Origin of the sequence: Pseudomonas sp. G5(2012), assembly GCF_000408945.1 — a bacterium.
Classification (GTDB): domain Bacteria; phylum Pseudomonadota; class Gammaproteobacteria; order Pseudomonadales; family Pseudomonadaceae; genus Aquipseudomonas; species Aquipseudomonas umsongensis.
The window spans coordinates 1-25,532 of sequence record NZ_APIO01000005.1 but is presented as its reverse complement, the minus strand read 5'-3'; the positions used below and the strand labels follow the sequence as shown (position 1 = coordinate 25,532).

General features: G+C 60.5%; 22 protein-coding genes and 1 pseudogene. 16 read left to right on the top strand and 7 right to left on the bottom strand.

Going from position 1 to position 25,532, the window contains the following annotated elements:
- Positions 1-113: 113 nt before the first annotated feature.
- The 4 genes from lexA to PG5_RS02235 are packed head-to-tail and all read left to right on the top strand — an operon-like array spanning position 114 to position 5,845.
- A complete protein-coding gene (gene lexA / locus PG5_RS02250; RefSeq protein ID WP_020795462.1) occupies positions 114-731 on the top strand; it encodes a transcriptional repressor LexA in 618 nt (205 codons plus the stop codon).
- Entirely contained in the window at positions 731-1,348 is a 618-nt protein-coding gene (gene imuA / locus PG5_RS02245) for a translesion DNA synthesis-associated protein ImuA (RefSeq protein WP_020795461.1), read from the top strand. Before lexA ends, imuA begins: the two co-directional genes overlap by 1 nt.
- Positions 1,349-1,355: 7 nt before the next feature.
- Positions 1,356-2,771, top strand: coding sequence for a DNA polymerase Y family protein (locus PG5_RS02240; protein ID WP_020795460.1), 1,416 nt, complete (start codon positions 1,356-1,358; stop codon positions 2,769-2,771).
- Positions 2,747-5,845 carry an error-prone DNA polymerase gene (locus tag PG5_RS02235; protein WP_177326130.1) on the top strand — a complete coding sequence of 1,033 codons (3,099 nt, stop codon included), beginning with the start codon at positions 2,747-2,749 and terminating at the stop codon, positions 5,843-5,845. The genes PG5_RS02240 and PG5_RS02235 overlap by 25 nt, the downstream gene beginning before the upstream one ends.
- Positions 5,846-5,982: 137 nt before the next feature.
- On the opposite strand, the gene PG5_RS02230 is transcribed toward PG5_RS02235, so the two are convergent.
- From PG5_RS02230 to PG5_RS02200, 7 genes are all read right to left on the bottom strand, one after another.
- The gene (locus PG5_RS02230; RefSeq protein ID WP_020795458.1) at positions 5,983-6,645 is read right to left on the bottom strand and encodes a flavin reductase family protein; all 663 of its coding nucleotides are present in this window, start codon (positions 6,643-6,645) and stop codon (positions 5,983-5,985) included.
- Between the two features lie 12 nt (positions 6,646-6,657).
- Positions 6,658-8,145, bottom strand: a complete 1,488-nt coding sequence (locus tag PG5_RS02225; protein WP_020795457.1) for an amidohydrolase family protein — start codon at positions 8,143-8,145, stop codon at positions 6,658-6,660.
- Positions 8,142-9,338: an amidohydrolase family protein gene (locus PG5_RS02220; RefSeq protein WP_020795456.1), complete on the bottom strand. Its 1,197-nt coding sequence runs from the start codon at positions 9,336-9,338 to the stop codon at positions 8,142-8,144. Before PG5_RS02220 ends, PG5_RS02225 begins: the two co-directional genes overlap by 4 nt.
- Before the next feature lie 149 nt (positions 9,339-9,487).
- Positions 9,488-10,540 (bottom strand): extracellular solute-binding protein, encoded by a 1,053-nt coding sequence (locus PG5_RS02215; protein WP_020795455.1) that lies wholly within the window; start codon positions 10,538-10,540, stop codon positions 9,488-9,490.
- A gap of 17 nt (positions 10,541-10,557) precedes the next feature.
- Positions 10,558-11,346 (bottom strand): ABC transporter permease, encoded by a 789-nt coding sequence (locus tag PG5_RS02210; protein WP_020795454.1) that lies wholly within the window; start codon positions 11,344-11,346, stop codon positions 10,558-10,560.
- The gene (locus tag PG5_RS02205) at positions 11,343-12,260 is read right to left on the bottom strand and encodes an ABC transporter permease (RefSeq protein WP_020795453.1); all 918 of its coding nucleotides are present in this window, start codon (positions 12,258-12,260) and stop codon (positions 11,343-11,345) included. Before PG5_RS02205 ends, PG5_RS02210 begins: the two co-directional genes overlap by 4 nt.
- A gap of 1 nt (position 12,261) precedes the next feature.
- A complete protein-coding gene (locus PG5_RS02200) occupies positions 12,262-13,344 on the bottom strand; it encodes an ABC transporter ATP-binding protein (RefSeq protein ID WP_020795452.1) in 1,083 nt (360 codons plus the stop codon).
- A gap of 140 nt (positions 13,345-13,484) precedes the next feature.
- Between PG5_RS02200 and PG5_RS02195 the strand changes: the two genes are divergently transcribed.
- The 12 genes and pseudogenes from PG5_RS02195 to PG5_RS02165 form a co-directional block, all read left to right on the top strand.
- Positions 13,485-14,174, top strand: a complete 690-nt coding sequence (locus PG5_RS02195) for a GntR family transcriptional regulator (RefSeq protein ID WP_020795451.1) — start codon at positions 13,485-13,487, stop codon at positions 14,172-14,174.
- A 297-nt stretch (positions 14,175-14,471) separates the two neighbouring features.
- On the top strand, positions 14,472-16,868 hold the full coding sequence (locus tag PG5_RS02190) for a type VI secretion system Vgr family protein (RefSeq protein WP_020795450.1): 2,397 nt from the start codon (positions 14,472-14,474) through the stop codon (positions 16,866-16,868).
- Between the two features lie 16 nt (positions 16,869-16,884).
- A complete protein-coding gene (locus tag PG5_RS02185; RefSeq protein ID WP_020795448.1) occupies positions 16,885-17,634 on the top strand; it encodes a DUF4123 domain-containing protein in 750 nt (249 codons plus the stop codon).
- Between the two features lie 186 nt (positions 17,635-17,820).
- The gene (locus PG5_RS33135) at positions 17,821-18,327 is read left to right on the top strand and encodes a DUF3304 domain-containing protein (protein WP_256227849.1); all 507 of its coding nucleotides are present in this window, start codon (positions 17,821-17,823) and stop codon (positions 18,325-18,327) included.
- 61 nt (positions 18,328-18,388) lie between these two features.
- Complete coding sequence (locus PG5_RS33130) at positions 18,389-18,898, top strand: DUF3304 domain-containing protein (RefSeq protein ID WP_081648134.1); 510 nt, start codon at positions 18,389-18,391, stop codon at positions 18,896-18,898.
- A 61-nt stretch (positions 18,899-18,959) separates the two neighbouring features.
- Positions 18,960-19,463: a DUF3304 domain-containing protein gene (locus PG5_RS33125; protein ID WP_081648133.1), complete on the top strand. Its 504-nt coding sequence runs from the start codon at positions 18,960-18,962 to the stop codon at positions 19,461-19,463.
- Positions 19,464-19,524: 61 nt separating this feature from the next.
- Entirely contained in the window at positions 19,525-20,034 is a 510-nt protein-coding gene (locus PG5_RS33120) for a DUF3304 domain-containing protein (protein WP_081648132.1), read from the top strand.
- A gap of 61 nt (positions 20,035-20,095) precedes the next feature.
- Positions 20,096-20,602 (top strand): DUF3304 domain-containing protein, encoded by a 507-nt coding sequence (locus PG5_RS33115; protein WP_081648131.1) that lies wholly within the window; start codon positions 20,096-20,098, stop codon positions 20,600-20,602.
- Positions 20,590-22,944, top strand: coding sequence for a DUF2235 domain-containing protein (locus PG5_RS02180; RefSeq protein WP_020795446.1), 2,355 nt, complete (start codon positions 20,590-20,592; stop codon positions 22,942-22,944). The genes PG5_RS33115 and PG5_RS02180 overlap by 13 nt, the downstream gene beginning before the upstream one ends.
- On the top strand, positions 22,944-23,207 hold the full coding sequence (locus tag PG5_RS02175) for a PAAR domain-containing protein (protein WP_042955212.1): 264 nt from the start codon (positions 22,944-22,946) through the stop codon (positions 23,205-23,207). The genes PG5_RS02180 and PG5_RS02175 overlap by 1 nt, the downstream gene beginning before the upstream one ends.
- Before the next feature lie 140 nt (positions 23,208-23,347).
- Positions 23,348-24,340, top strand: coding sequence for a hypothetical protein (locus PG5_RS02170; protein WP_042955213.1), 993 nt, complete (start codon positions 23,348-23,350; stop codon positions 24,338-24,340).
- A pseudogene (locus PG5_RS02165) lies at positions 24,333-25,532 on the top strand (type VI secretion protein VasK); the annotation flags it as partial. The gene PG5_RS02170 and the pseudogene PG5_RS02165, both read left to right, overlap by 8 nt.

Sequence of the window (25,532 nt, the reverse complement as noted above, 5' to 3'; positions counted from 1 at the left end):
CGTCAACGATAACGCGGGGGGCCTGATACCCCGCAACGGCCTCGGGTTTTTCGCGAGCATGCTCGCTCCTACAGGGGGTAGGGGCTTGCCAGGAAATTGCGGAAAGAGTACAAATGTACTCCATGACGACATTAACTCCCCGCCGTACCGCCATCCTGACTTTTATCCGTGATCGAATCGCGGAGCATGGTCAGTCCCCGAGCCTCGCTGAAATCAGCGAGGCGTTCGGCTTCGCCTCCCGCAGCGTCGCGCGCAAGCATGTGCTGGCGCTGACCGAAGCCGGTTTTATCGAGGTCAATCCACATCAGGCCCGGGGCATTCGCTTGCTCGGCCAGCCGCCGCGTCCCGAGTTGCTGGACATCCCGGTGCTCGGCCGGGTGGCGGCCGGTGCGCCGATCGGTGCCGATGCCGAGGTCCATAGCCGCTTGTTGCTCGACCCATCGATTTTCTCGCGGGTGCCGGACTACATGCTGCGGGTGCGCGGCGACTCGATGATCGAGGACGGCATTCTCGACGGCGACCTGGTGGGCGTGCACCGCAGCCCCGAGGCCATCAATGGCCAGATCGTCGTGGCGCGGCTCGACGGTGAAGTCACCATCAAGCGCTTCGAGCGGGTTGGCGACCAGGTTCGCCTGTTGCCGCGCAACCCGGCCTATCAACCGATCATCGTCGAGGCCGACCGGGACCTGGCCATCGAAGGGGTGTTCTGCGGCCTGGTGAGGCAAGGCTGATGGGTGCCGTCGTTGCGCTGGATACGCTGTTCAATGGCGGCCAGGTCTGGAGGGGCCGGCCTGCGCCGCCGGCCGCCAGCCCGCAACCCACCGGCCATGCCGCACTGGATGCGGCACTGCCCACGGGCGGTTGGCCGGAGGCGGCGCTGACGGAAATCCTCCTGGCCGGGCAGGGCGTGGGCGAGTTGCAACTGGTGTGGCCGGCGCTGGCGCGGCTATCGGCGGCGGGCGAGCGCATTGTGCTGGTGGCGCCGCCCTGCGTGCCATACCCCCAGGCCTGGCAGAACGCCGGGGTCGATCTGCGCCAGTTGTCGATCATCCAGGCCAGCGAGCGCGATGCGTTGTGGGCGGCGGAACAATGCCTGCGTTCGGGCAGTTGTGGTGCGGTGCTGTGCTGGCCGCACAAGGCCGATGACCGCGCCTTGCGCCGCTTGCAGGTGGCGGCGGAAACCGGCTCGACCCTGGCGTTCGCCTATCGCTCGCTCAGCGAAGCGATCAACCCTTCGCCAGCGGCCCTGCGCATCGCCATCGATGCCAAGCCCGCGCAATTACGGGTGCTCAAGTGCCGCGGCGGATTGGCCCGCTCGGCGCCGATTGCCTTCGCCGTGGGGCATTGAGGTTGCCATGCGCTGGGTCTGTATTCTGTTTCCGCAATTGGCGCTGGACGCGGTACTGCGTCAGCGCGCCGACCCCCAGGAGCCGCTGGCACTGCTGACCGGCCCGGCCCAGCGGCGGGTGCTGCAGGCGGTCAATGGCCCGGCGCGGGCGCTGGGTCTGCGCCCCGGCCAGTCCATGAGCGCCGCCCAGGCCTTGAGCAAGGGCTTTGCCACCGCCGAGTACGACGTCGCGGATATCGAACACTGGCAGCAATTCCTGGCCGCCTGGGCTTATCGCTTCAGCTCCCAGGTCAGCGTGCATTATCCGCGGGCGCTGGTGTTCGAAATCGAGTCCAGCCTGGGACTGTTCGGCCCCTGGCCGCAATTCGAGGCGCGCCTGCGCAGCGAACTCGGCGAACTGGGGTTTCGTCACCGCATCGTCGCGGCGCCCAATCCGGTGGCGGCGCGGATGCTGGCCAACGCCTACGACGGCCTGGTGGTGGCCGACGAGCAAGCCTTGCAGCATCACCTGGGGCACATGCCCATCGACCGCATCGGTCTGGCGGCCAGCGTGGCCACGGCGTTGTCGCGCATGGGCCTGCGCACCTTGAGCCAGATGCAGGCGTTGCCCCGGCACAGCCTGGCCCGGCGTTTCGAGGCCCAGGTGCTCAAGCACCTGGATGAATTGCTGGGCATACGACGCCTGGCGCTGGCGTTCTACCTGCCGCCGGACCGTTTCGATGTGCGCATCGAGCTCAATTTCGATGTGCAGTCCCATCAGGCCTTGCTGTTTCCGTTGCGCCGCCTGACGGGGGATCTGTCGACGTTCCTGTGCGGTCGGGACAGCGGTGTGCAGCGTTTCGACCTGCACCTGGAGCACGCCGGATTGCCGGACACGCTGATCAAGGTCGGCCTGCTCAGTGCCGAACGTGATCCGGCGATGCTGTTCGAACTGGCGCGAGGGCGCCTGGAGCAAGTCCAGGTCGAGGCCCCTGTGCGCGGTTTTCGCCTGCGCGCCGAAGATTTGCCGAGCTTCGTTCCGCAGTTTCAGGAGCTGTTCGACGATCGCCCGCAGCAGACTTTGCCCTGGGAGCAACTGCGCGAACGCCTGCGCGCACGGCTGGGGGATGATGCCGTGCAGGGCCTGCGCTTCCAGGCCGATCACAGGCCCGAGTGCGCGTGGCAGGCCAGTGCCGACAGCCAGCCCGGTGCGCGATTGCCGACCGTGCAGCGACCGGGCTGGCTGCTGACCGAACCGCTGGCGGTGCACGAAGGCTCGACGCGCATCCTCATGGGGCCGGAACGCATCGAGTCCGGTTGGTGGGACGGCGATGACGTGCGCCGTGATTACTACTTGATCGAAACCCGTGCCGGACAGCAGGGTTGGGCCTACCGTGCGGTGGGCGAGGGTGGTCCGTTGTGGCTGCAGGGCTGGTTCGCGTGAACGCCGGATATGCCGAGTTGCACTGCCTGTCGAACTTCAGTTTCCAGCGCGGTGCTTCCAGTGCCCTGGAATTGTTCCAGCGGGCGAAAAAACAGGGCTATCAGGCCCTGGCGATCACCGACGAGTGCACCCTGGCGGGTATTGTCCGCGCCTGGCAAGCGGCGAAGTCCGTGGAGCTGCCACTGATCATCGGCAGTGAAGTGCGCATTGAGAACGGCCCGAAGCTGGTGTTGCTGGTGGAAAACCTCGAGGGGTACCAGACCCTGTGCCGACTGATCACACGAGCTCGACGTCGTACGCAAAAAGGTCAGTATCAAGTGCTGCGCGAAGACTTCGACGAAGCATTGCCAGGACTGTTGGCGCTGTGGGTACCGGACGCGGTCAATGACCTTGAGCAGGGCCATTGGTTGAAGCAGGTCTTCGCCGAACGCCTGTGGCTGGCGGTCCAGCTGCATCGCGGCCAGGACGATACCCGACGACTGAATGATCTCCTGGCGCTGGCCGGGGAACTGCGGATACCCGCGGTGGCCAGCGGCGATGTGCACATGCATGCGCGCGGGCGCCGGGCCCTGCAGGACACCATGACCGCGATCCGTCATCACCTGCCGGTAGCCGATGCCGGACTGCGCCTGCACCCCAATGGCGAACGGCACCTGCGCGGCCTCGATGTGTTGCGCGAGCTCTATCCGCCAGCCTTGCTCGACGAAACCCTGGACATTGCCCGGCGCTGCACCTTTGATCTGGGTCAGTTGCGTTATCAGTATCCGCGCGAACTGGTGCCCGATGGGCACAGTGCAGCGTCCTGGCTACGGGAATTGACTGAGCGGGGCATGCGCCAGCGCTGGCCCCAGGGTGCGAGCGAGAAGGTCCGCGGGCTGATCGACAAGGAGCTGGGGCTGATTGCCGAGCTGGGCTACGAGAGTTATTTCCTCACTGTCCAGGACATCGTCGCCTTCGCCCGGCGCGAGAAAATCCTCTGTCAGGGCCGAGGCTCGGCGGCCAACTCGGCGGTGTGTTTCGCCTTGGGCATTACCGAGATCGACCCCGACCGGATGAACATGCTGTTCGAGCGCTTTCTTTCCAAAGAGCGCGACGAACCGCCGGACATTGATGTGGACTTCGAGCACGAGCGCCGTGAAGAAGTCTTGCAGTACGTGTTCCAGCGCTATGGGCGGACCCGCGCGGCATTGACCGCCGTGGTCAGCACCTATCACGCGGCGGGCGCGGTGCGCGATGTGGCCAAGGCGTTGGGGTTGCCGCCGGACCAGATCAATGCCCTGGCCGATTGCTGTGGTCACTGGAGTGATGAAACACCGCCCGTGGAGCGCCTGCGCGAAGGCGGTTTCGACCCCGAGAGCCCGGTGTTGCGCCGGGTATTGAGCTTGACCGGGCAACTGATCGGTTTCCCCCGGCACCTGTCACAGCACCCCGGTGGTTTCGTGATTTCCGAGCATCCCCTGGACACCCTGGTGCCGGTGGAAAACGCTGCCATGGCGGAGCGCACCATCATCCAGTGGGACAAGGACGATCTGGACGCGGTCGGCCTGCTCAAGGTGGATATCCTTGCATTAGGCATGCTCAGCGCGATTCGTCGTTGTCTCGATTTGCTGCGTCGTCATCGCAACCTGGACTTGAGCCTGGCAACGATCCCCTCCGAAGACCCATTGACCTACGACATGATTGGCCGTGCCGACACCATCGGCGTGTTCCAGATCGAGTCCCGGGCACAGATGTCGATGCTGCCCAGGCTCAAGCCCCGCGAGTTCTATGACCTGGTGATCGAGGTGGCCATCGTTCGCCCCGGTCCTATCCAGGGCGGCATGGTGCACCCGTACCTGCGGCGGCGGAACAAGGAAGAGCTCGAAAGCTATCCCTCCGAAGAGTTGCGCGAGGTGTTGAAGCGCACCCTCGGCGTGCCGCTGTTCCAGGAGCAGGTCATGCAGATCGCCATCGTCGCCGCCGACTACAGCCCCGGCGAAGCCGATCAGTTGCGCCGCTCCATGGCGGCCTGGAAACGCCATGGCGGACTGGAACCGCATAGGGATCGCCTGGCCGCCGGGATGAAGAAAAAAGGCTACACCGCCGATTTCGCCGCGCAGATCTTCGAGCAGATCAAAGGCTTTGGCAGCTACGGTTTTCCCGAATCCCATGCCGCCAGTTTTGCCTTGTTGACCTACGCCAGTTGCTGGTTGAAATGCCACGAACCGGCGGCCTTCGCCTGTGCCCTGATCAACAGCTGGCCCATGGGTTTCTACAGCCCGGACCAGATCCTGCAGGACGCGCGCCGTCACCATTTGCAGATTCGTCCGGTAGACGTGCGGGCCAGCGACTGGGATTGCAGCCTCGAACCGATTGCCGGTGCGCAACCGGCGATTCGCATGGGGTTGCGCATGATCAAGGGCTTTCGCCAGGACGACGCCCGGCGCATCGAGGCGGCGCGTTCGAAAGGCGCCTTTGTCGACATCGCGGACCTTGGCGAACGGGCATGCCTGGATGCCCGCGCCCAGGAACAACTGGCCGATGCCGGTGCCTTGCGCGGGCTGGCCGGTGACCGGCATAGGGCGCGCTGGGAAGTGGCGGGGGTGCAAAAGCAGCTCGGCCTGTTTGCCGGCCTGCCCCGTCAGGAGGAAGGCGCGGTGGCGCTGCCCAAACCCACGGTCGGCGAAGACCTGTTGGCCGATTACAACAGCCTCGGCACCACTCTCGGGCCGCATCCGCTGGCCTTGTTGCGTGGTGAGTTGAAAGCCCGTCGCTGCCGCAGTTCGAAGGAGTTGCTGGAGGTGGAGCACGGGCGACCGGTCAGCGTCGCCGGGCTGGTAACCGGCCGACAACGCCCGAGCACCGCCAGTGGCGTGACCTTCGTCACCCTGGAAGACGAGTTCGGCAACGTCAACGTGGTGGTCTGGCGCGACCTGGCCGAGCGCCAGCGCCAGGTGCTGGTGGGCTCGCAGTTGCTCAAGGTCGATGGGCGCTGGGAGAAGGAGGGAGAGGTGCGGCATTTGATTGCCGGGCGCTTGAGCGACTTGAGTCCACTGCTCGACGGCATCAGCGTGCGCAGCCGGGATTTCCGCTGACCCCCGCACACAGATCGTTCCCACGCTCCGCGTGGGAACGCCGCCGGGGACGCTCCGCGTTCCGCTTCTGTAGGTGACGCGGAGCGTCACGGGATGCATTCCCACGCGGAGCGTGGGAACGATCAGTGGGAAGACGGTTACTTGGCGATTGGCCAAAACCGCTCGCCACCCCCCGGCGCATCCGTCCACGCCTGCAACGAGCGGGTCGGCAGGTCGAAATAATCCCGGGTACGCGCATACCCATGCCCACCCATCCGCCCGATCGCATCAAGCCCGAGTTGATCGATGTACAACGTCTTCGGGTCGATCAGCTCATCACGCACATGGGCCATCAGCACTTCACCAAAAATGATCTCCCGCGACTGACCGATGTTCAGCGCCATCATCCGCCGGCATTCCAGCGCCACCGGTGCCTCGCCGATGCGCGGGCATTTGACCGAGGTGCCAGGGATGGCGGTGAGGCCGGCGGCGGTCAGTTCGTCGAAACCGGGGGCGAAAGGTACGGCGCAGACGTTCATGGCTTCCACCAGGGCATCGCTGACGATGTTCACGGTGAACTCCTGGTTGAGCTGGATGTTGCGCGTGGTGTCCTTGGGACTCTGGTCGCCGTAGTTCTCCACGCCCAGCGCAAGGATCGGCGGATCGGCCGACAGCGCGTTGAAAAAGCTGAACGGTGCGGCGTTGACGCGGCCTTCAGCGTCGACGGTGGTGACCAGTGCAATCGGTCGTGGCACCACGCTGCCGATCAGAATCTTGTACTTGTCCCGTGGGCTCAGTTGGCTGAAGTCGAAGCTTTGCATGGGCAGAATTCTCTAAAGGAGTGGATCGATGGCGCACAGCGGCACCTGTGCGCTGTAGTCGTCGGCGAACGGGATGGCCGGCTGGAACAGAGTCCTCCAGTCCGGTTGGCCGAAGGCCCGGTCGCTGTGGCTGCGCATCAGTTTTTCGAATTGCTGTTGGGCCTGGCGTTGCAGGGCGGGGTAGTCGACACCCCGTACCTGACCGTCCTGCATCACGCAGCGGCCATCGATGTAGCTAGCGATGCAATCGTCACCGCGCCCGGCCAGGAGCAGGTTCTTCAGCGGGTCGAACAGCGGCCCCAAGTGCAGTCCGCGCAGGCTGAACACGCTGATGTCGGCCTTGGCCCCCGGTGCCAGGCGACCAATATCTTCGCGGCCCAAGGCCTTGGCGCCGCCGAGAGTGGCGGCGTTGTACAGGTCCAGCGCGCTGGTGAGCGTATTGCCGCCCTCCATCAAGCGCGCGATGTTCAAGCCCTGGCGCATGTTGTCCAGCAAGTCCGCCGGCCAGGTGTCGGTGCCCAGGGCGAAATTGACTCCCTTGGCGCGATAGCGACCAAACGAATTCAGCGCCTCGCCATCGCGGGCAAACACCACCGGGCAGTGCACCAGGCTGGCGCCACCATCGACCACGCGTTGCAGGTCGTCATCGCCGTGGGTGTAGATGCCGTGGGGCAACAGGCTGCGCGGGGTCAGCAGGCCCAGATCCTGCAGCCAGCCCAGCGGCGAACAACCGCGAAGTTGTTCCACCATCGCCACTTCGCCGAGCCCCTGGCAGCAATGCAAACGCATCGGCGCGTTGAGTTCCCGGCTCAGTGCAGCAGTGCGTTGCAGCAATGCTGGTGTGCACGTCTGGATGCGATCCGGCAGCAGAGCGCCGCGAATCAACCCTTGATGAGCACCGTCGAAGTCCTGGAAAAACCGCTCGGCCGCATCGAGCCCGGCCAGGCCCCGGGCTTCGTCCCAGTGATGGGCCAGCGTGCCGTCGGCCTGCCAGTAACTCATGCCGCTCATGTAGCAGGGGCCGAGGTAGGTGCGCAGTCCCAACTCGACCGCCACGCCGGCCACCGCGGCAAACTCGTCGTAGGTCTCGGCCCACTCGCGGTAGTACATCGAGGTGATCGGCATGGCTGTGGTGATGCCGTTGCGGATCAATTGGGTGAAGGCGTAGCGGTACTTGAAGACTTCTTCTTCGGGGCTGTAGCTCTCCCGTGGACCGCGCGCCAGATACTGCGCCGACCACATCCGGCCCATGTCGCGCTCGTCGCCGTTGTCCAGGGTCAGCACCGTGGAGTCGAGATCGCCCAGGGCATCCAGATCGATGAAGCCTGGGCCGATCAGCGCGTTGCCGTAATCAATCCACTGATCCACCGGCCCGGGAAAATCACGCCCGACAAACACAATGCGCGAGCCTTCAAACACCACTTCGCCGTTGCGCCACAGCACATGTTGCGTGCCGTCGAAGCCGACCACGCAACTGGCCCGAAGTCCGATGCGCTTCACAAACGACTTTCCAGTAAACGACCGCCGGAAGCGATCAACTGCCCGCCGCGATAGACCTCGCGCGGTGGCCGTGAAACCACGGCTTCGCCCAACGTCTGCACGGGCATCAACAGGAAGTTCGCCGGTTGGCCAATCTCCAGGCCAACACCGTCATGACCCAGCGCCCGGGCACCATTGACCGTCGCCGCCTCAAATGCCGCCGCCAGTTCTTCGTCCCTGTTCAGATCGAAACGAAACGCCAGCAACATCGCCCGCTCCAGCATGTCGCCGTTGCCCATGGGCGACCAGGCGTCGCGGATGCCGTCCGAACCCAGGCACACATTCACGCCAACCTCGCGCAACGCCAGGAACGGCGGCACCGCGCAATCGGCCGGCGCCGAACTCATCAGCGAAATGCCCAATATTGCCAGGCGTTCAGCCACCGGTTTGACCTGGCTCCACGGCAACATCCCCAGGCAATAGGCATGACTGATCATCACCCGGTCTTGAAGACCGAAGCGCTGGGTGTAATCGGCGATCAGGGCGATCTGCCACAGGCCCAGCTCACCCTTGTCGTGCAGGTGAATGTCGACGCCACGGTCGAACTCGCTGGCCAGTTTGAACACAAAGTCGAGTTGCGCGATCGGGTCGTTGTCGATGCCACACGGGTCAAGGCCGCCGACGTTCTCGACGCCCAGGGCCATGGCTTCGCGCATCAGTTCGGCGGTGCCGGGGTGGCTGATCAGGCCGGTTTGCGGGAATACCACCAGTTGCAGGTCGATCAGGTCGCGGTATTGTTCCTGCAGTTGCTGCATGGCTTCGACATGGCGCAGGCCGAATTCCGGATCGATATCGACGTGGCAGCGCAGGGTCAGCGAGCCGCGGGCGATGCAGTTTTCCAGCAGGGCACCGGCGCGTTGCGCGATCGGTACGGTGACTTCGCGCAGGATGCGCCGCTCGTTGGCGATGTAGTCCTTGAGGGTGGGACCTGCGCTGTTCGGGCGCCAGGGCTGGCCCCAGAGGGTTTTGTCCAGGTGCACGTGGCTTTCCACCAGGGCGGGGGTCAGCAGCTGGTTTTGGCCGTCGATGTCGGTGGCCGACAAGGCTTCGTTCGAAGCGGGACGGCGTTGGCTGAACCGGCCGTTCTCGATCAGCAGGTCTTCGGCGGGGGCGCCGTAGGGGCGCACGTTGCGCAGCCAGCGGGGTTGGGTCATTGCATACCTCAAATTCTGTGTTGTTTGGGCGGGCCTCTTCGCGAGCAGGCTCGCTCCCACAATGGTTTTATGTGGGACACAGAATCTGGGGTAACCCCCGAACCCTGTGGGAGCGAGCCTGCTCGCGAAGGCCGCGACTCGGTTTGGGATCAGCCCTTGAGCTTCGCCCAAATGCGGTCCTGCAGCTCACGCGCCTTGTTGCTGCATTCCTTCTCCGGGCGCAGACGCGAGGCGAATTCGTCGGGCATGTTGATGGCGTCCATGACTCGCCACTTGGCGTCGATCAGCTTGTCGCTCTGGATGCCGTTGGCGTAGGCAATGGCGTTGGACACGGCGGCGGCGTTTTCCGGTTTCATCATCCAGTCGATGAAGATCTTCGCGTTGCCGGGGTGCGGTGCGCTTTTCGGCACGGCGAAGTTGTCCTGGAACATCGCCAGGCCTTCTTTCGGATACACGTACTTGATGGTGCTCTTCTGCAAGGTGGCCCGGGCGGTGGAGCCGTTCCAGTTCTGCATCATGATCACTTCACCGGAAGCCATGCGGTCGACGGTGTTGTCCGAGCTGTACATCTTCAGGAAGGGCTTCTGTTTTTGCAGCAGTTCGAGAATGCGCTTGGCGTCCTGCGGGTTTTCCGTGCATTCGTCGACGTTCAGGTAATGACTGGCGGCGTTGATCACGCTGCTGGAGGTGTCGAGGGCAGCCAGCTGCCCTTGCAGTTCCTTGCGTGGTTCGAAGAACTCTTTCCACGAATCGTCCAGCTTGCCGCCAGGCACCCGCGCGCTGTCATAGGAAAACCCGGTGCTGCCCCACAGGTACGGTGCCGAGAATTTGCGGCCAGGGTCGAAGCTTGGGTTGCGGAACGCCGGCTTGACGTACTGGAAGTTGGGCAGGGTCGAGGCGTCGATTTGCAGCAGCAGGTCCTGGTTGATCAAAGTGCGCATGATCGACTGCGACGGCACGATCACGTCATACGCCGCACCACCGGCCTGCAATTTGGCCAACAGGGTTTCGTTGCTGTCGTAGCCGTCCATGGTGACCTTGATCCCGGTCTCCTTTTCGAACTTGGCCAACAGCTCGACCGGGTAGTAATCGGTCCAGTTGTAGAAGAACAGCTCCTTGGGCTCGGCGGCGTGGGCGCTGAATGCGGTGAAGCAGCTCAGGGCCAGACTGGCAACGGCGAAACGCAGGCTTTTCACTTTCATGGACGAACACTCCAGGCTCATTGTTGTTTGCCGCGCTGTCCCAGCCAGAAGGCCAGCACCACCAGCACGATGGAAATCACCAGCATCAGGGTCGAGATCGCGTTGATCTCCGGCGTCACGCCGGCCTTGATCGCGGAGAAGATGTACACCGGCAAGGTGGTCGAACCGGGGCCGGCGACGAAGAAGGTCATGATGAAATCGTCGAGGCTGACCACGAACGCCAGCACCGACCCGGACAGCACCGCCGGCCACAACAGCGGCAGCGTCACCCGGCGAAACACCTGCCACGGGTTGGCGTACAGGTCGTTCGCCGCTTCCAGCAGGCTCTTGTCCAGGTCATTGAGCCGCGCGCGAATCGGCAGGTAGGCGAAGGGAATGCAGAAGCCGATGTGCGCGACGATCACCGTCAGCAACCCCAGCTTGATCCCCAGCGCCATGAACAGCAGCAGGGTGGCCACCGCGGTGACGATCTCCGGCAGGATCAGCGGCAGGTTGATCCCCCCTTCGACCATCTTCTGGCCGTAGAACGGCCGGTAGGTCGCCAGCGCCGCGAGCAAGGCAATCGCCGTGGCACAGACCGTGGCGATGCCGGCGACGATGATCGAGTTCAGCGCGGCGGTCTGGATAGACGGGTTGGCCAAAATCCGCCCGTACCAGGCGAACGAGAACTCGGTCCACACCGTCGCCGAGCGGTTGGCGTTGAAGCTGTAGGCGATCAACACGAAGATCGGCAGGTACAGGTAGGCCAGGATCAGCAGGCTGACTTCCCGGGTCATTGGCAGTTTTTTCAGGTGCAGGGCGATCATGCGGTAGCTCCCCGACGAAGAGTTTTGGCGGCGCTGCGGCTATACAGGGCGTACAGCACCAACGACAGCAGCAGAATCCCCAGTAGCAGGAACGACAGCGAACTGCCCAGGGGCCAGTTGCGCGCGGTGCCGAACTGTTGCTGGATCAGGTTGCCGATCATCAGGGTCTTGCCGCCGCCGAGAATCGCCGGGGTGATAAAGGCTCCCAGGCTCGGCACGAACACCAACAGGGAACCGGCAATCACCCCTGGCATCGACAGCGGCAGGATGATCCGCCGCAGTGCGTGCCAGCGATTGGCGCCCAGGTCATAAGCGGCTTCCACCAAACGCCAGTCGAGTTTTTCCAGGGTCGAGTAAATCGGCAGGATCATGAACGGCAGGAAGCTGTAGACCAGCCCGACGCTGACCGCGAAGTCGTTGTAGAGCAGGGTGATGCCGCCGGCACTGGGGAGCAGTGCGTTGAGGCTCTGGGCGACCCAGCCCTGTTCGCGCAGGATGATCAACCAGGCGTAGTTGCGGATCAGCAGGTTGGTCCAGAACGGGATGGTGATCAGCAACACCATCAGATTGCGCCGACGCGGGGTCAGGCTCGACATCCACAGCGCCACTGGAAAGCCGAACAGGAAACACAACACCGTGGTGCCACCGGCCTGGAACACCGAGCGCAACAGCGCCTGGGCGTAGACCCAGTTGAGCTCCAACTCGCCATCGAAACCTTCCTGGAAAAACAGCTGCACGTAGCTTTGCAATTGCCAGTCGGCCTGCCAGTCGACGCCGCCATAGACGTTGCGCGGTAGCAGGCTGATGTAGCCCATGATGCCCAACGGAATGGCGATCAGGGCCAGCAGGGTCAGGACCACCGGGCTGAGCAACAGCGCGCGGTTGAGGGCTGGGGAAGTGCTGCTGACGCTCATCTCAAGCCTCCATCAACAGGCAGGCGTGGGGGGGCAGGTTGACCGCCACCCGATCACCGACGCCACGGTTGCGATTGAGGCCCTCGTTGTTCTCCCGCAGCATCACCTTGATGTCGTTGTTCAGGCGGCACTGGTACAAGGTCGCGGTGCCGACGTACAGCACGGCTTCGATCACGCCGCGCAGGTGGTGCGGTTGCGCCGGGTCCACCAGTTGTGAACGTTCCGGGCGGAATGCCAGTTGCACCTTGCCGTCGATGCCTTGAGGCAGGCAGGGGATTTCCACCGGCATGCCGTTGGGCACGAACAGGTTTTCATTGTGCTGGCCGCGCTTGAGGTGGCCGGGCAGGAAGTTGATATCGCCAATGAACTGCGCGACGAACTGATGCTGCGGCCGTTCGTAAATGTCATTGGGCGTGCCGACCTGCAGGATCTTGCCGGCGGACATCACCGCAATGCGATCGGACAGGGTCAAGGCTTCTTCCTGATCGTGGGTGACGAAAATGAAGGTAATCCCGGCTTCCTTCTGCACCCGCTTGAGTTCGACCTGCATTTCCTTGCGCAGCTTGAGGTCCAGCGCCGACAGCGGCTCGTCCAGCAACAGCACTTTCGGTTTCGGCGCCAGGGCCCGTGCCAGAGCCACCCGTTGCTGCTGGCCGCCGGACAATTCGGCGGGTTTGCGCTTGGCCAGGTGCTGCATTTGCACCAGCGCCAGCATTTCATCGACCCGCTGCGCGATCAGCGTGCGATCAAGACCCTGCATCTCGAGGCCGAAGGCGATATTCTGCGCAACACTCATGTGTGGAAACAGCGCGTAGCTCTGGAACACTGTGTTGACTCGACGCTTGAACGGCGGCAGATCGTTGACCGGTTCACCGGCGAGGCGAATCTCACCCTCGCTGACATGCTCGAAGCCGGCGATGGTGCGCAGTAAAGTGGTCTTGCCACAGCCGGAAGGGCCGAGCAGTGTGAAGAACTCGTTATCGGCAATGTCGACTGAAACGTTGTCCAGAGCGGGTGCCAGCCCTGGATCGTCGGAATACCGCTTGGAGACATTACGCACTTCGATTGCAACTGGATGACCCATAATGGTGCATTCCTCTAATTATTGTATGCAAAATCTGGATGCAATTTAGAAATACCCGGATTAACCTGCTCGTGCAACCCCCTTTTTCAAGGCTGTTGATTCGCCTGGGGCCGGTTGCACAGCACTGAAGGAGTCTTCGAATGGCGGAAAAGAAACTGGAAACCACGGTGGACCGCGTCTACCAAGGGGTTTACGAGGCGATCAGCAAACGCTCGCTGCGTCCCGGCATGAAGCTGGGCGAGGCTTCGTTGGCCGAACTTTTCAATGTCAGCCGTACGTCAGTTCGTGCCGCGCTCAAGCAATTGGAAGCCGATGGACTGGTCACCACCGAGCCCAATAAAGGTGCGTCGGTGTCGCTGCCGAGCGACGAAGAGATCCGTTCGTTGTTCGAAACCCGGCGCCTGGTCGAGATCGGCATCGTCAGTGAATTGTGTCGCCGGCGCGATACGGCGGTGACCCGGGATTTGCGCGATCACTTGCTGCTCGAGGATGAAGCGCATCGCAACGGTGACCACGAACGGTTGATCCACCTGCTCGGCGAGTTCCACATCAAGCTGGCCCGCAGCCTGAACAACCCGGTGTTGCTCGACTGGTTCCAGAAGCTGATCTCCCGGGCCTCGCTGTACGCCGCCGCGCTCGATGACGACAGCCACGAAGCCTGCCGCGACGACGAACACCTGCGTTTGATCGAGTACATCGAGGCGGGCAACCAGAGCGCGGCGATCGAGCTGACGTGCATCCATTTGAATGGCATCGAGAAGGCGATTCTGGATGTGGCGGCGACCTTGAAAAGTAGCTACAACCCGCTCAAGCATCTGATTGAGGTGTAACCAGCCGGTCTGAATCTGCAGATGCAATCTGTGGGAGCGGGCTTGCCCGCGATGAGGGCCTGACAATCAATATTTGGTTGAACGTTACGCCGCTATCGCTGGGATGGCGGCGGCAGAGAGGCCTGGCGCCAAGAGCGGGAAAACTCCTACATATCAGATACACCAATCAAAGACGCGTCCTACGCACAAAAAGGAAACGTCTTATTTTCAGCACGTGTCAGCTTCCCTAAAGCTGTCGAGCACTTGAACGAGGGATGGAAATGAAGCCTCCCCGTATGCTCTCAGGGAGGTCTGTACATGAGCACCGCACCAACCGTTTTCTTCAACCACAGCCGCCATAAACTCTGGGTCCGCAACCTGGAGCCCCACCTCGATGTCCTCGCCTTCCGCGGCGAAGAACGCCTCAGCCAACCCTTCACCTACGAGATAGAGTTCACCAGCGCCGAGCTCGATCTTGAAGCCGAACAGCTGCTGGGCAAGGACGCCTCTTTCAGCTTGCACGCGGCGCCATCGAACGTCGCGCCGATGCCTTGGGAAGTGCCCGAGGTCAAACCGTTGCGCACGCTGCACGGCGTGATCACCGGCCTCAAGCGCCTGTGTGCCTCCCGTGACGAAGCCCGCTACGAACTCATCCTGCAACCGCGTTTGGCCTTGCTTGAACGCGGCCGGCAATACCGCATCTACCAGGATCAGTCGGTGCCGGAAATCGTCGAAAGCATCCTGCGCAGCCGCCACGACTTCCGTGGCCAGGACTTCCTGTTCCGCCTGGTGCGTGACTACCCCCGGCGCGAGCAGGTCATGCAGTACGGTGAAAGCGACCTGGCTTTCATCAGCCGGCTGCTGGCCGAGGTCGGCATCTGGTACCGCCTCACCAGCGACCAACGCCTGCACATCGACGTCGTGGAATTCTGCGATGGTCAGCGCGGCTACCAGTTCGACGTCGAGCTGCCGTACTACTCGCCCGCGGGGCTCAGCAGCAGCGATGCGGACGGCGTGTGGGGCCTGCAAACCCACCACCAGGTAGTGGAAAAAAACGTCAACATCCGCACCTACCACCCCCTTGACGCCAATGCCCACCTCGACGCCGACGTCGACCAGACCCGCGGTGCGAAAATCACCTACGGCGAGGCCTACCACTACGCCGAACCCTACCGCGTGCTCGGCGACGCCTATGACCGGCACGAAGGCCTGGCAAGCGAAAGCGGTTTTTTCTACGCGCGCTTGCGCCACGAGCGCTACCTCAACGAGCAGACCCGCCTTCGCGGCATCACAAGCAGCGCCACCCTCGCACCGGGTCAGGTGCTGACCGTCACCGGCGGCGCACCCAAGGCCTTCACCCCGCGGTGCGCGATCATCGCCGTGCGTACCCGTGCCGCCCGCGATGCCAGCTTCGAGTGCCGCTTTGAAGCCATGCCCTATGCGGAAACCCTGTGCTTCCGTCCGCCACTGCCGCCGAAACCCCAAATCGCCGGCACCGTCCCGGCCCGCGTCACCAGTGGCGAAGCCCACGATCAATACGCCGAAATCGACGTCGAAGGCCGCTACAAGGTCAACTTCCTGTTCGACCGCGACCCGTGGAAGCTCGGCGAAGAAAGCATGTGGCTGCGCCAGGCGCGCGCCTACGCCGGCGACACCTTTGGGCTGCACCTGCCGCTGATCTGCGGCACCGAAGTGGCCATCGCCTTCGAACAGGGCGACCCCGACCGCCCCTACATCGCCCACGCCCTGCACGACAGCGAACACCCGGACCACGTGACCCTGCGCAAGCGCGACTACACCCGCAACGTGCTACGCACCCCGGCCAACAACAAGTTGCGCATGGAAGATCTACGGGGGCAGGAGCACATCAAGCTCAGCACCGAGTATGGCGGCAAGAGCCAGCTGAATTTGGGGCATCTGGTGGATGCCAAGAAGCAGCAGCGAGGGGAAGGGTTTGAACTGCGTACGGATGATTGGGGGGCGCTGCGCGCGGGCAAAGGGTTGTTCATCAGCGCCGATGAACAGCCCCAGGCTGCTGACGATGTACTCGCCATGGCGCCGGCCACCCGCCAGATCGAAAGCGCCCGACAACAAATGGCCCAGTGGCAGGAAATTGCCCAGGCCCATAACAGTCGACCACCCGCCATCGACGGTCTGCAGCAACTACAAGCGGACGCCAAAGACCTGTCCGCCCCAGCCATCCTCTTGAGCGCCCCCGACGGCATCGGCGCAGTCACACCGGCCAGTCTGCTGCTCAACAGTGGCGACGGGATGTACCTGCAAAGCCGTGACGACATCCACCTCGCCGCCGACCGGCGCCTGTCGGCACACGCCAAAAAAGGCATCTCACTGCTCGCCCAGCGCGAAGGCATGCGCCTGGTCTCCGGCGAAGGCCCACTGGAAATCGAATCCCACGGCGATCTGATGAACCTGATTGCCCAGCAGGACATCACCGTGCAGTCGGTGCAGGGGGAGCTGCAGTTGTTGGCCAAGAAGGGCATCACGCTCGGCAGCGGAGAAGCATTAATCCGCCTCAGCCCAACCGACGGAATTCTATTCGATAGCCCCACCAAACTACTGTCCAGAGGACAGCACGTTTGGGAGGGGCCTGGCGGCCAGCGTTTTCCGTTGATGGAGCTGCCGAAGTCGGTGTGCGAGGAGTGCCTGCAAAAGGCTCGGAAAAACGCCATTGGCTTGCTGATGCGCCAAGGCTGATCGAGGAGATATACAGATGAAATTGCCTATCCCATGGCTGGAGCAGATCGAGCAGGTGTGCGCCAGAACGGAAGTACAGGAAGTTGATCTTTTGCTCGATCAAGCCACGTGGAGCAAATGCGCTGTTCCCGGGCTGCAGCAATTGAGTCCCAAGGTGCCTTGGTTCTCATTGTTCACCGGTACACCAGAGGAAAACCTGCTGGACCAGGCACCGCTGTTGATGCGCCTGGACCTGACTATTTGGCAGCACAAGGCTTGGCTGGAAGAACTCATCGAGCACTGCGCAGCAGATGCTCGCCTGATGGTTCTGATTTCGAACCTGCCGTTTGAAGAACTGAGTCATGCCTTGCGAGCCCTGTCCCAACTGCAGTGGGGTGGACAAGCTGGCTTGTTGCGTTTCTACGATCCGCGAATCTTTCCCGTGCTGGTGAATTCCATCCTCACCACCGAACAGCGCGCCGAGTTCCTGCGAGTCGCTTGCTTTTGGGGCTGGCTTGATCGCGACGACCAGCCGCAATGGCTACAAAGCAATTGCTTGACGAAACAGAGCAGCATCGAAGTCGAACCCTGCGTGGAACTTAATGATGAACAATGCGAAATGATCGGATGTATTAGTGATGCCCAGAAACTTCTGGTGCGCGTTGAGTTTGATTATCTGGACGATAGCAAGGAAAGACGTTTTGAGATGTTGTACACGATTGCCATGCAAGCAAGTCGAGAGAATTACTTTGGCAATATAGTCGAGTACGCGCGCCAACGACTTTGAGCTGACTATGAAATGGTGCACCTCGGTATGCATTCCGATGTCGGCGGAGGGTATTCGCAAAACGAACGACCAGGATATGGGCCAGGTATAACTTTTATCGTCCGGTTTCATGGGAGAGACGCTCATTCGGGATTTTCCCATGCAGCCTGAACTGAAATCAGGGAATGGTCGGTGATGGAGATGACAATGAAAACAATGTGGGCGATATGGTTGTTGGGTTTATTTGGATTGGCGTTGGTGGGATGTTCCACGGCGGACAACGAAATGGCGGGAGGGAATATACAAGCGGTTAATCATACGCTGAACAATATCAATTGGCTCTCGGTGAATGGCTATCGGGCTGATGGGGGTGGGGGACGTTCTTGCTGCATTATTATGCCTACGAAATGGCGTCCTGGTTTGAAGGCGCATATTGAATGGGAAGTTGATACCGATCAATTTGCCTACTCTAAATGGCCATCTGATCCAGAGGGATATCGCGCGGCTCAGTTGAAGCATAAAGCCAAATACAAGCATTACAGCACCACAGTGGATGTTCCAGAGTGGTCAGGAACGGAGTCGTGCGATCTTAAGGTGCATTTTTTCACCTGTAACCAGGTAGAGGTTACGACTTCTTGCTGGGCACCCAGCTCACCTAATTATCCGATCAAAGCACCTATGGAAATGAAGGAGCCACCCGTATGCCCGAAGTAAAAGTTAACTCGAGGGCTAAGGTCTGGATGTCGCCCATCTTTCCGTTGCAGGGGAGTCGACAATGAAAATAACCTGGGTTCGATGGTTGTTGGGTGTGTTTGTGTTGATGTTGGTTGGATGTTCCACAGCGGACAACGAAATGGCGGGAGGGAATATACAAGCGGTTAATCATACGCTGAACAATATCAATTGGCTCTCGGTGAATGGCTATCGGGCTGATGGGGGTGGGGGACGTTCTTGCTGCATTATCATGCCGACTAAATGGCGTCCTGGTTTAAAGGCGCATATTGAATGGGAAGTTGATACTGATCCTTATGCTTATTCTAAATGGCCGCCGCTAGGGACTGATGGCTATAGAGTAGCTCAAGCTAAGCATAAGGCCAACTATCAGCGCTACAGCACTGTCGTGGAAATTCCAGAGTGGCCAGGAACGGAGTCATGCGATCTTAAGGTGCATTTTTTCACCTGTAACCAGGTAGAGGTTACGACTTCTTGCTGGGCACCCAGTTCACCTAATTATCCGATCAGAGTACCTATGGGAATGAAGGAGCCTTCCGTATGCCCGAAGTAAAAATTAACCCGAGGGCTGAGGTCTGGATATCGCCCGTCTTTCCGGTGTTAGGAAGTCGACAATGAAAATAACCTGGGTTAGATGGTTGTTGGGTGTGTTTGCGTTGGTGTTGGTTGGATGTTCCACAGCGGACAACGAAATGGCGGGAGGAAATATACAAGCGATTAATCATACGCTGAGCAATATCAATTGGCTTTCGGTAAATGGTTACCGGGCCGACGGGGGTGGGGGACGTTCTTGCTGCATTATCATGCCGACGAAATGGCGTCCTGGCTTGAAGGCGCATATTGAATGGGAAGTTGATACTGATCCTTATGCTGAGTCGCCGCCTCTCGGGACGAAAGAGTTTAGGAAATTTATGAAAGTTCATAAGGCTAAATATCAACACCATCGCACAATAGTAAATATTCCAGAGTGGCGAGGAACGGAATCATGTGATCTTAAAGTGCATTTTTTTACCTGTAACCAGGTAAAGGTTACGACTTCTTGCTGGGCACCCAGTTCACCTAATTATCCGATCAGAGTACCTATGGGAATGAAGGAGCCATCCGTATGCCCGAAGTAAAAATTAATTCAATGGCTAAGGTCTGGATATCGCCCGTCTTTCCGGTGCTGAGGAATCGACAATGAAAATAACCAGGGTTCGATGGTTGTTGGGTGTGTTTGTGTTGATGTTGGTTGGATGTTCCACAACGGACAACGAATTGGCGGGAGCAAATATACAAGCGGTTAATCATACGCTGAGCAATATCAATTGGCTCTCGGTGAATGGTTACCGGGCCGACGGGGGTGGGGGACGTTCTTGCTGCATTATCATGCCGACTAAATGGCGTCCTGGCTTGAAGGCGCATATTGAATGGGAAGTTGACCCGGAACCGTTTGCAAAAATAAAAAGAAAAACTACTGGGTATGGGTTCGATGAAGCGGCGTGGGCTGCGCATGAAGCGAATTTTCAACGTTACAGCATCAAGGTGGATATTCCAGAGTGGCCGGGAGCGGAGTCATGTGATCTTAAAGTGCATTTTTTCACCTGTAACCAGGTAAAGGTTACGACTTCTTGCTGGGCACCCAGTTCACCTAGTTATCCGATCAGAGTACCTATGGGAATGAAGGAGCCATCCGTATGCCCGAAGTAAAAATTAACTCGAGCGTTAAGGTCTGGATATCGCCCATCTTTCCGGTGTTGGGGGATCGACAATGAAAGTAACCTGGGTTCGATGGTTGTTGGGTGTGTTTGTGTTGACGTTGGTTGGATGCTCCACAGCGGACAACGAAATGGCGGGAGGGAATCTAAAAGCGGTTAACCATACCTTGCATGCGATCAATTGGTTTTCAGTCAATGGTTATAGAGCATACGGTGGCGGCGGAAGTTCTTGCTGTATTGTCATGCCAATTAAATGGAGGCCTGGTTTAAAGGCTTACATTGAGTGGGAGGTGGATACCGATCAATTTGCGTACTCGAAGTGGCCATCTGATCCAGAGGGATATCGGCTGGCTCAATTGGAACATAAAGCTAAATATAAGCACTACAGCGCCACGGTGGATATCCCCGAGTGGCAAGGTACGGACTCTTGTGGTTTGAGTGTGCATTTTTTAAGTTGCAATCAAATAAAAGTTACAACGTCGTGCTGGGGGTACGGGTCACCCAATAACCCTATTAAAGAACCTAAGCGGATGAAGGAGCCATCTGTATGTCCGAAGTAAAAAATAATCTGAGTGCTAAGGTCTGGGCACCGCCCGCTTTTCCCGTGGTAGGGCGTTTGCCGGGGGAGGTTCTGACGGTGACTTGCAACTGCGACAAGCAAACTGCCGAGGAAGACAGTCACCATCAACAGGTCAACTCCAAAGGGAGGTCCCAGCGGTTCGAATGCGTTCAAAGTTTGCATGTCAGTTTGTTTTTCGATGGTACTAACAATAATGAAGATAACGATACCAAGAAAAACCACCCCAGTAATATTGCCAAGCTTTTTCATGCGTCGCTCAGGGGTGAACAGGCAGAAAAAGAGGGCTTTTTTTCTTTTTACATGCCTGGTGTAGGTACTCCCTTTCCCGAAATTGGCGAACTGGATTACAGCGCGGAGGGGCTGAGGTATGCGACGGGTGGTGAAGATCGCATCAATTGGGCATTGGTGTCATTGGCCCATGCGCTGAGGTTTGCATTAACTAAGAAAGAGTTATCCAAAGCCGACAGAAAAAAAGCAGTCAATGCCATGAGCACCTGGCAGGCACCGCTGATGAGCGGCCTGGGGGAAGGCAAACGACGACGAGTCATGCACGGGCTGTTGGGCCCCATGGAGGCCTGTAAAGAAAAGTCCCTGCAGCCTAAAGTATTGGCAGTCAAACTGTACGTGTACGGATTCTCGCGCGGGGCGGCGGAAGCTCGTACTTTCGTGAACTGGCTGAGCCAGTTGTTCGACACCCCGACCGGGGCCCAGTTTCCTGAGCAACGTCTGATCGGCTTGCCGGTCAGCATCGAATTTCTCGGTGTGCTAGACACCGTCGCCTCGGTCGGCATCGCCCATGCGGCGCCTTTTTTTGCGGGTCACATGGACTGGGCCGATGACAGTCAGTTGTTACCTGACGCCGCGAAATTTCCGAACTTCGTCAAATGCTGCCGGCACTTCGTCGCGGCCTTCGAGCAGCGCTCGTGTTTTCCGCTGGACTCGATCCGCAACGAGGACGGTCAGTACCCGCTCCATACCTATGAAGTGGTGTACCCCGGTGTGCATTCTGATGTTGGGGGTGGTTATCCGCAGAATGACCAGGGTAAGGCTCGCGGGGGCACCAATGAGCTGGTATCACAAATCGTCCTGCACGATATGTATGCCGAGGCCTTCGCTGCGGGCGCGCCGTTGCAGGTGCCGGAGACGGTGCTGCCGAAAGGACTCCAGCCAGAGAAATTGTGGCGTGGCATGTCTGAATCAACATTCACTGAATTCAAAGTCCACCCAACGGTAGTCGAACGCTTCAACGCCTGGCGCCACACCCTCCCAGGCATCACCCCCGACACCCCCACCCACACAAAACCCTGGGAGTACAAACCACAGCAACTCGGCATCACCTTGGAAGAAACACTGGCCGATCAACTGGGCTGGATCACCGGTTGGCGCATCGGTCGTTACGCCGATGACCCGTTGCAGAATAACGACAGCTACAGGCATCAGCCGTTCTTCATCCAGGCCAATGAAGTCACTGTGTTCGACACCAGTGATCAACGTGAGGCCTATGAAAAGCAGAAAAAAATCGTCTTCGCCGATCGGCTGAAAACGCCCCAGGCGGCGACGAACCACCCCGGCCCGCCCATCTATGAACCGCAGATCGACAAGACCCAACTCAGCCAGGCGGCTGCGGAGTTCAAGCGCGACTACAAGGGCTTCGACCGTCAGCAGACCAGTGCGGTCGGCACGATCACCGATGTGCTGTTGCGCGACGCCATCTATCTGCTCAACGAAAACGATGAGTTGCAGGACCACGCTGCGATCAAGGCGGCAGGTGAACGGCGCACCAAACAATTGTTCAGCGATGCCCGGGGCACGCCCAGCAAGGACCCGCGCATGGCGCTGGTGGTCGCGTTGTTCGATGACCAGATACACGACTCACGTGCCTGGTTCATGCATGACGCGTTGGGTTCGCGTGAGATATGGGCGGGCTACTTCTTCTATCGCATGACGTATTTCGGCAATGACAACAGCCGCGACCTGTCACCGGTGGTAGTGGCCGGGCGAATACTGGGCGTTGCGATGCTGGCCGGCGCCACGGTGTACGGCATTAAGCGGGGTGGGGCGCTGGGCGGGGTTGGTGGGGTGGTCGCGGGCATCGGTGGCGCCACGATCGGCTATCAAGTGATCGACAAGGCGCGCGGTGTAGCGCTGCCGTTCCTGCCGGAGGCCGCGCAGTTGCTGAAGCCGACGGCGCATATTGGCCAGGTGGCGGCTGAGCTGAAGCAACAGATTGCCCAGGAAGACTATGCGCAACGCATCGACCGCACCACCGCCTTTCTGCGCGAGGCCGGCAGTCTGTTCGAACTCACCGGGGAGGTCGTCTGATGTTGCCTCTGGTACGTGTGGGGGACTCGATGAGCCCTTTCGGTGGTGAAGTGCTTGAAGGTCACTACGAGGCATTCGGCCAACCGGTTGCCTGCGTGGGGGATCAGGCTCGCTGCGATTTGCACGGCATGACGCGCATCGCGGAGGGTACCTCGGTGGCGATCATGGACGGCAGGCTCGTGGCCCTGCACGGGTATGAGTGTGATTGCGGTTGCACCCTGGTCAGCTCGCTTGCGGCTTCGTTCATGGTCGTGGCGCCATGAACCGTGCGCCGCAATACCCGGACCTTGTCGAACCGCATGAACCGCATTGGCGCCGTTGGTGGCTGGTTTTGCTGTTGCTCTGGGGGTTGCAGTCGGCGGTTTTGTTGTCGTTATGGCCAGAGGAGCAGCCAAGGGGAGAACTGTGGATGTGGAGTGCAGTCATGCCTTTTTGCTGGGTGTTGGCCCTAGCGCTGCGCGTGTTGGGGTGGCAAATCTGCCTGTTTAACCGCGATGTGTATCGACGCACGGTGGAGGCTGCGGTGCAGCGTTGGTGGGGACGTCGCCGCTTGGGTTTGCCGGTGGAACACGTGCTGCTCCTGGGGCCCGTGGGCGATGAGCAAATACATTACAACGGCTTGATGGCCGGTGTTCCCGCCCCCAAGCCATCGAAGCCCGACGGCGCTACACAGCGCATGTTGCGCTGCCCGGTGTCGCTGGGTTCGTCCAGTGAGCGTGCGCCAGCATTGGCCCGGCGCCTGGCCAGGATGACGCTTGAACTCCCCGAGTTGAAACAACGCTGGCCGTCGTTGCGCGGGATTGCGTGGATCGGGGATGAGGCCAGTCAAAGTGCGTACTTGAAGGCCGTGGCCAAGGGCGACGTGGTGTTGCCCGAAGCGCGCATGCCTTTGGATGACCTGGCCGATCTGGACACGCTCATTGATGCGTTTCATCACGACTGTCGCGATGAGGCGGATTGGTTGCTTTGCGCCGGGGTGGTCTCGGTGCAGAGCGCTGGCGAGCCGGATCTTCCCGGTGAAGCTGGATTTCTCTGGCTGGTGAGCCACCAGGGTCGCCAGTTATTGCACAGGGGCGAGTACTTGTTGAGTGAGCTCGACGAGTCGCCCGCTGAGCTCTGTGTACAGATCCAGCGCTATGCCGGGTTGGACGCAGCACCGCCCGATTGCCTGGCGCTGGATAAAACCAGCCAGGGCACTTTCCTGAAAGGTGGCTGGCAGTCTGGCGAACATCAATTGTCCGGGTACTGGGGCGTGTTGGCGCAATTGGCGCCTTTCATCGGCATGTCCCTGGCGTTGTTGCAGGCAAAGGAGGCCGGACAACCTTGTGGTTGGCTGAGTCAGGACGGAAACGATCGATTGGCTATTGGAATGGCGGTGCCTCATGGCAATGAATAAGCAAGCGAGCGAAGGCTCTCTGATCAAGGTGGGATTGGGCTATCTGCTGGTCGTGACGGTCGTGGTGGTGTTCGGTTGTCTGCTGTACGACTTGACCCACGAGTACTTCGGCTGGCCAAGGCTGCCCCTCAAATCGTTGGCGCTGTGGGGGGGTGGAAGCTGGTTTGCCTTGTGCTGGTTCTGCCCGGTGATATTGCTCGCTTGGGATCGATTGGCGGTGGCGCGGGCGATGCGCGTGACGGGCGCGGCTGTTGATGCGCCGATTTCGCCATTCAGCAAAGAGCCCGTTCCGGACGACGATTCATGGGTCGCTAAGTTAAAGGAACACCTGCACGAAAATCACGGTTTCCTTTGGCGCCGCAAAATCCGCCTGCTACTGGTCGTCGGCGAACCCGATCAAATCGCCGCCATCGCCCCCAACCTGAAAGATAAAAAATGGCTTGCCGGCCACGACACCGTTCTGCTCTGGGGCGGCAGCACCCAAACCAAATTCGCTGATGGCCGCTTCAGCTCGTGGCAAGGCCTGAGCCGCTGGCGCGGTCTCGACGGCGTGATCTGGGCCTTGAACAAAGAGCAGAGCATGGACGCCAGCGCGATGGACGCCGGTGTGCGTCACCTGCAAGACCTGGCGCGCCAATTGCGCTGGCAGTTGCCGCTGCACCTGTGGCAGGTCTGCGACAGTGGATGGGAACAGAACAAACGCCAGACCCAGGCCATCGGTTGTTGGCTACCGTCACAGGTGACGCCGCTGGCCTTGGAAAGCGGGCTGGAGAGCCTGGTGCAACCCCTGCGCGACGGTGGTTGGGTGCAGATACGGGGCGCGATGAACCATGATTTCCTGCTGCGTCTGTCCCGCGATTTGCAGGCCGAGGGCATTGCCCGTTGGCGGCAAGTTCTTGCGCCGTTGTTCCGGGTGTTCGACCGTGGCGTGCCGTTGCGCGGGTTGTGGTTCAGCCTGCCGGTGCAGGGGGGTCAAGAAACTAAAGAAAATACGGATAACCTTTGGCACGCCACACCACCCTGGGACGGCGTGCTCGATGACAAAAGGGTTCGCCCTGAGCGCCTCGGCTGGCCCGCGACCCGCATCGCGCAAACCCTGATGCTCGCCCTGACTCTGGCCTGGGGCGCCGGCCTGCTGCTGTCCTTCGCCAGTAACCGCGTACACATTGCCCAGGTGCAAACCTCCCTGGCG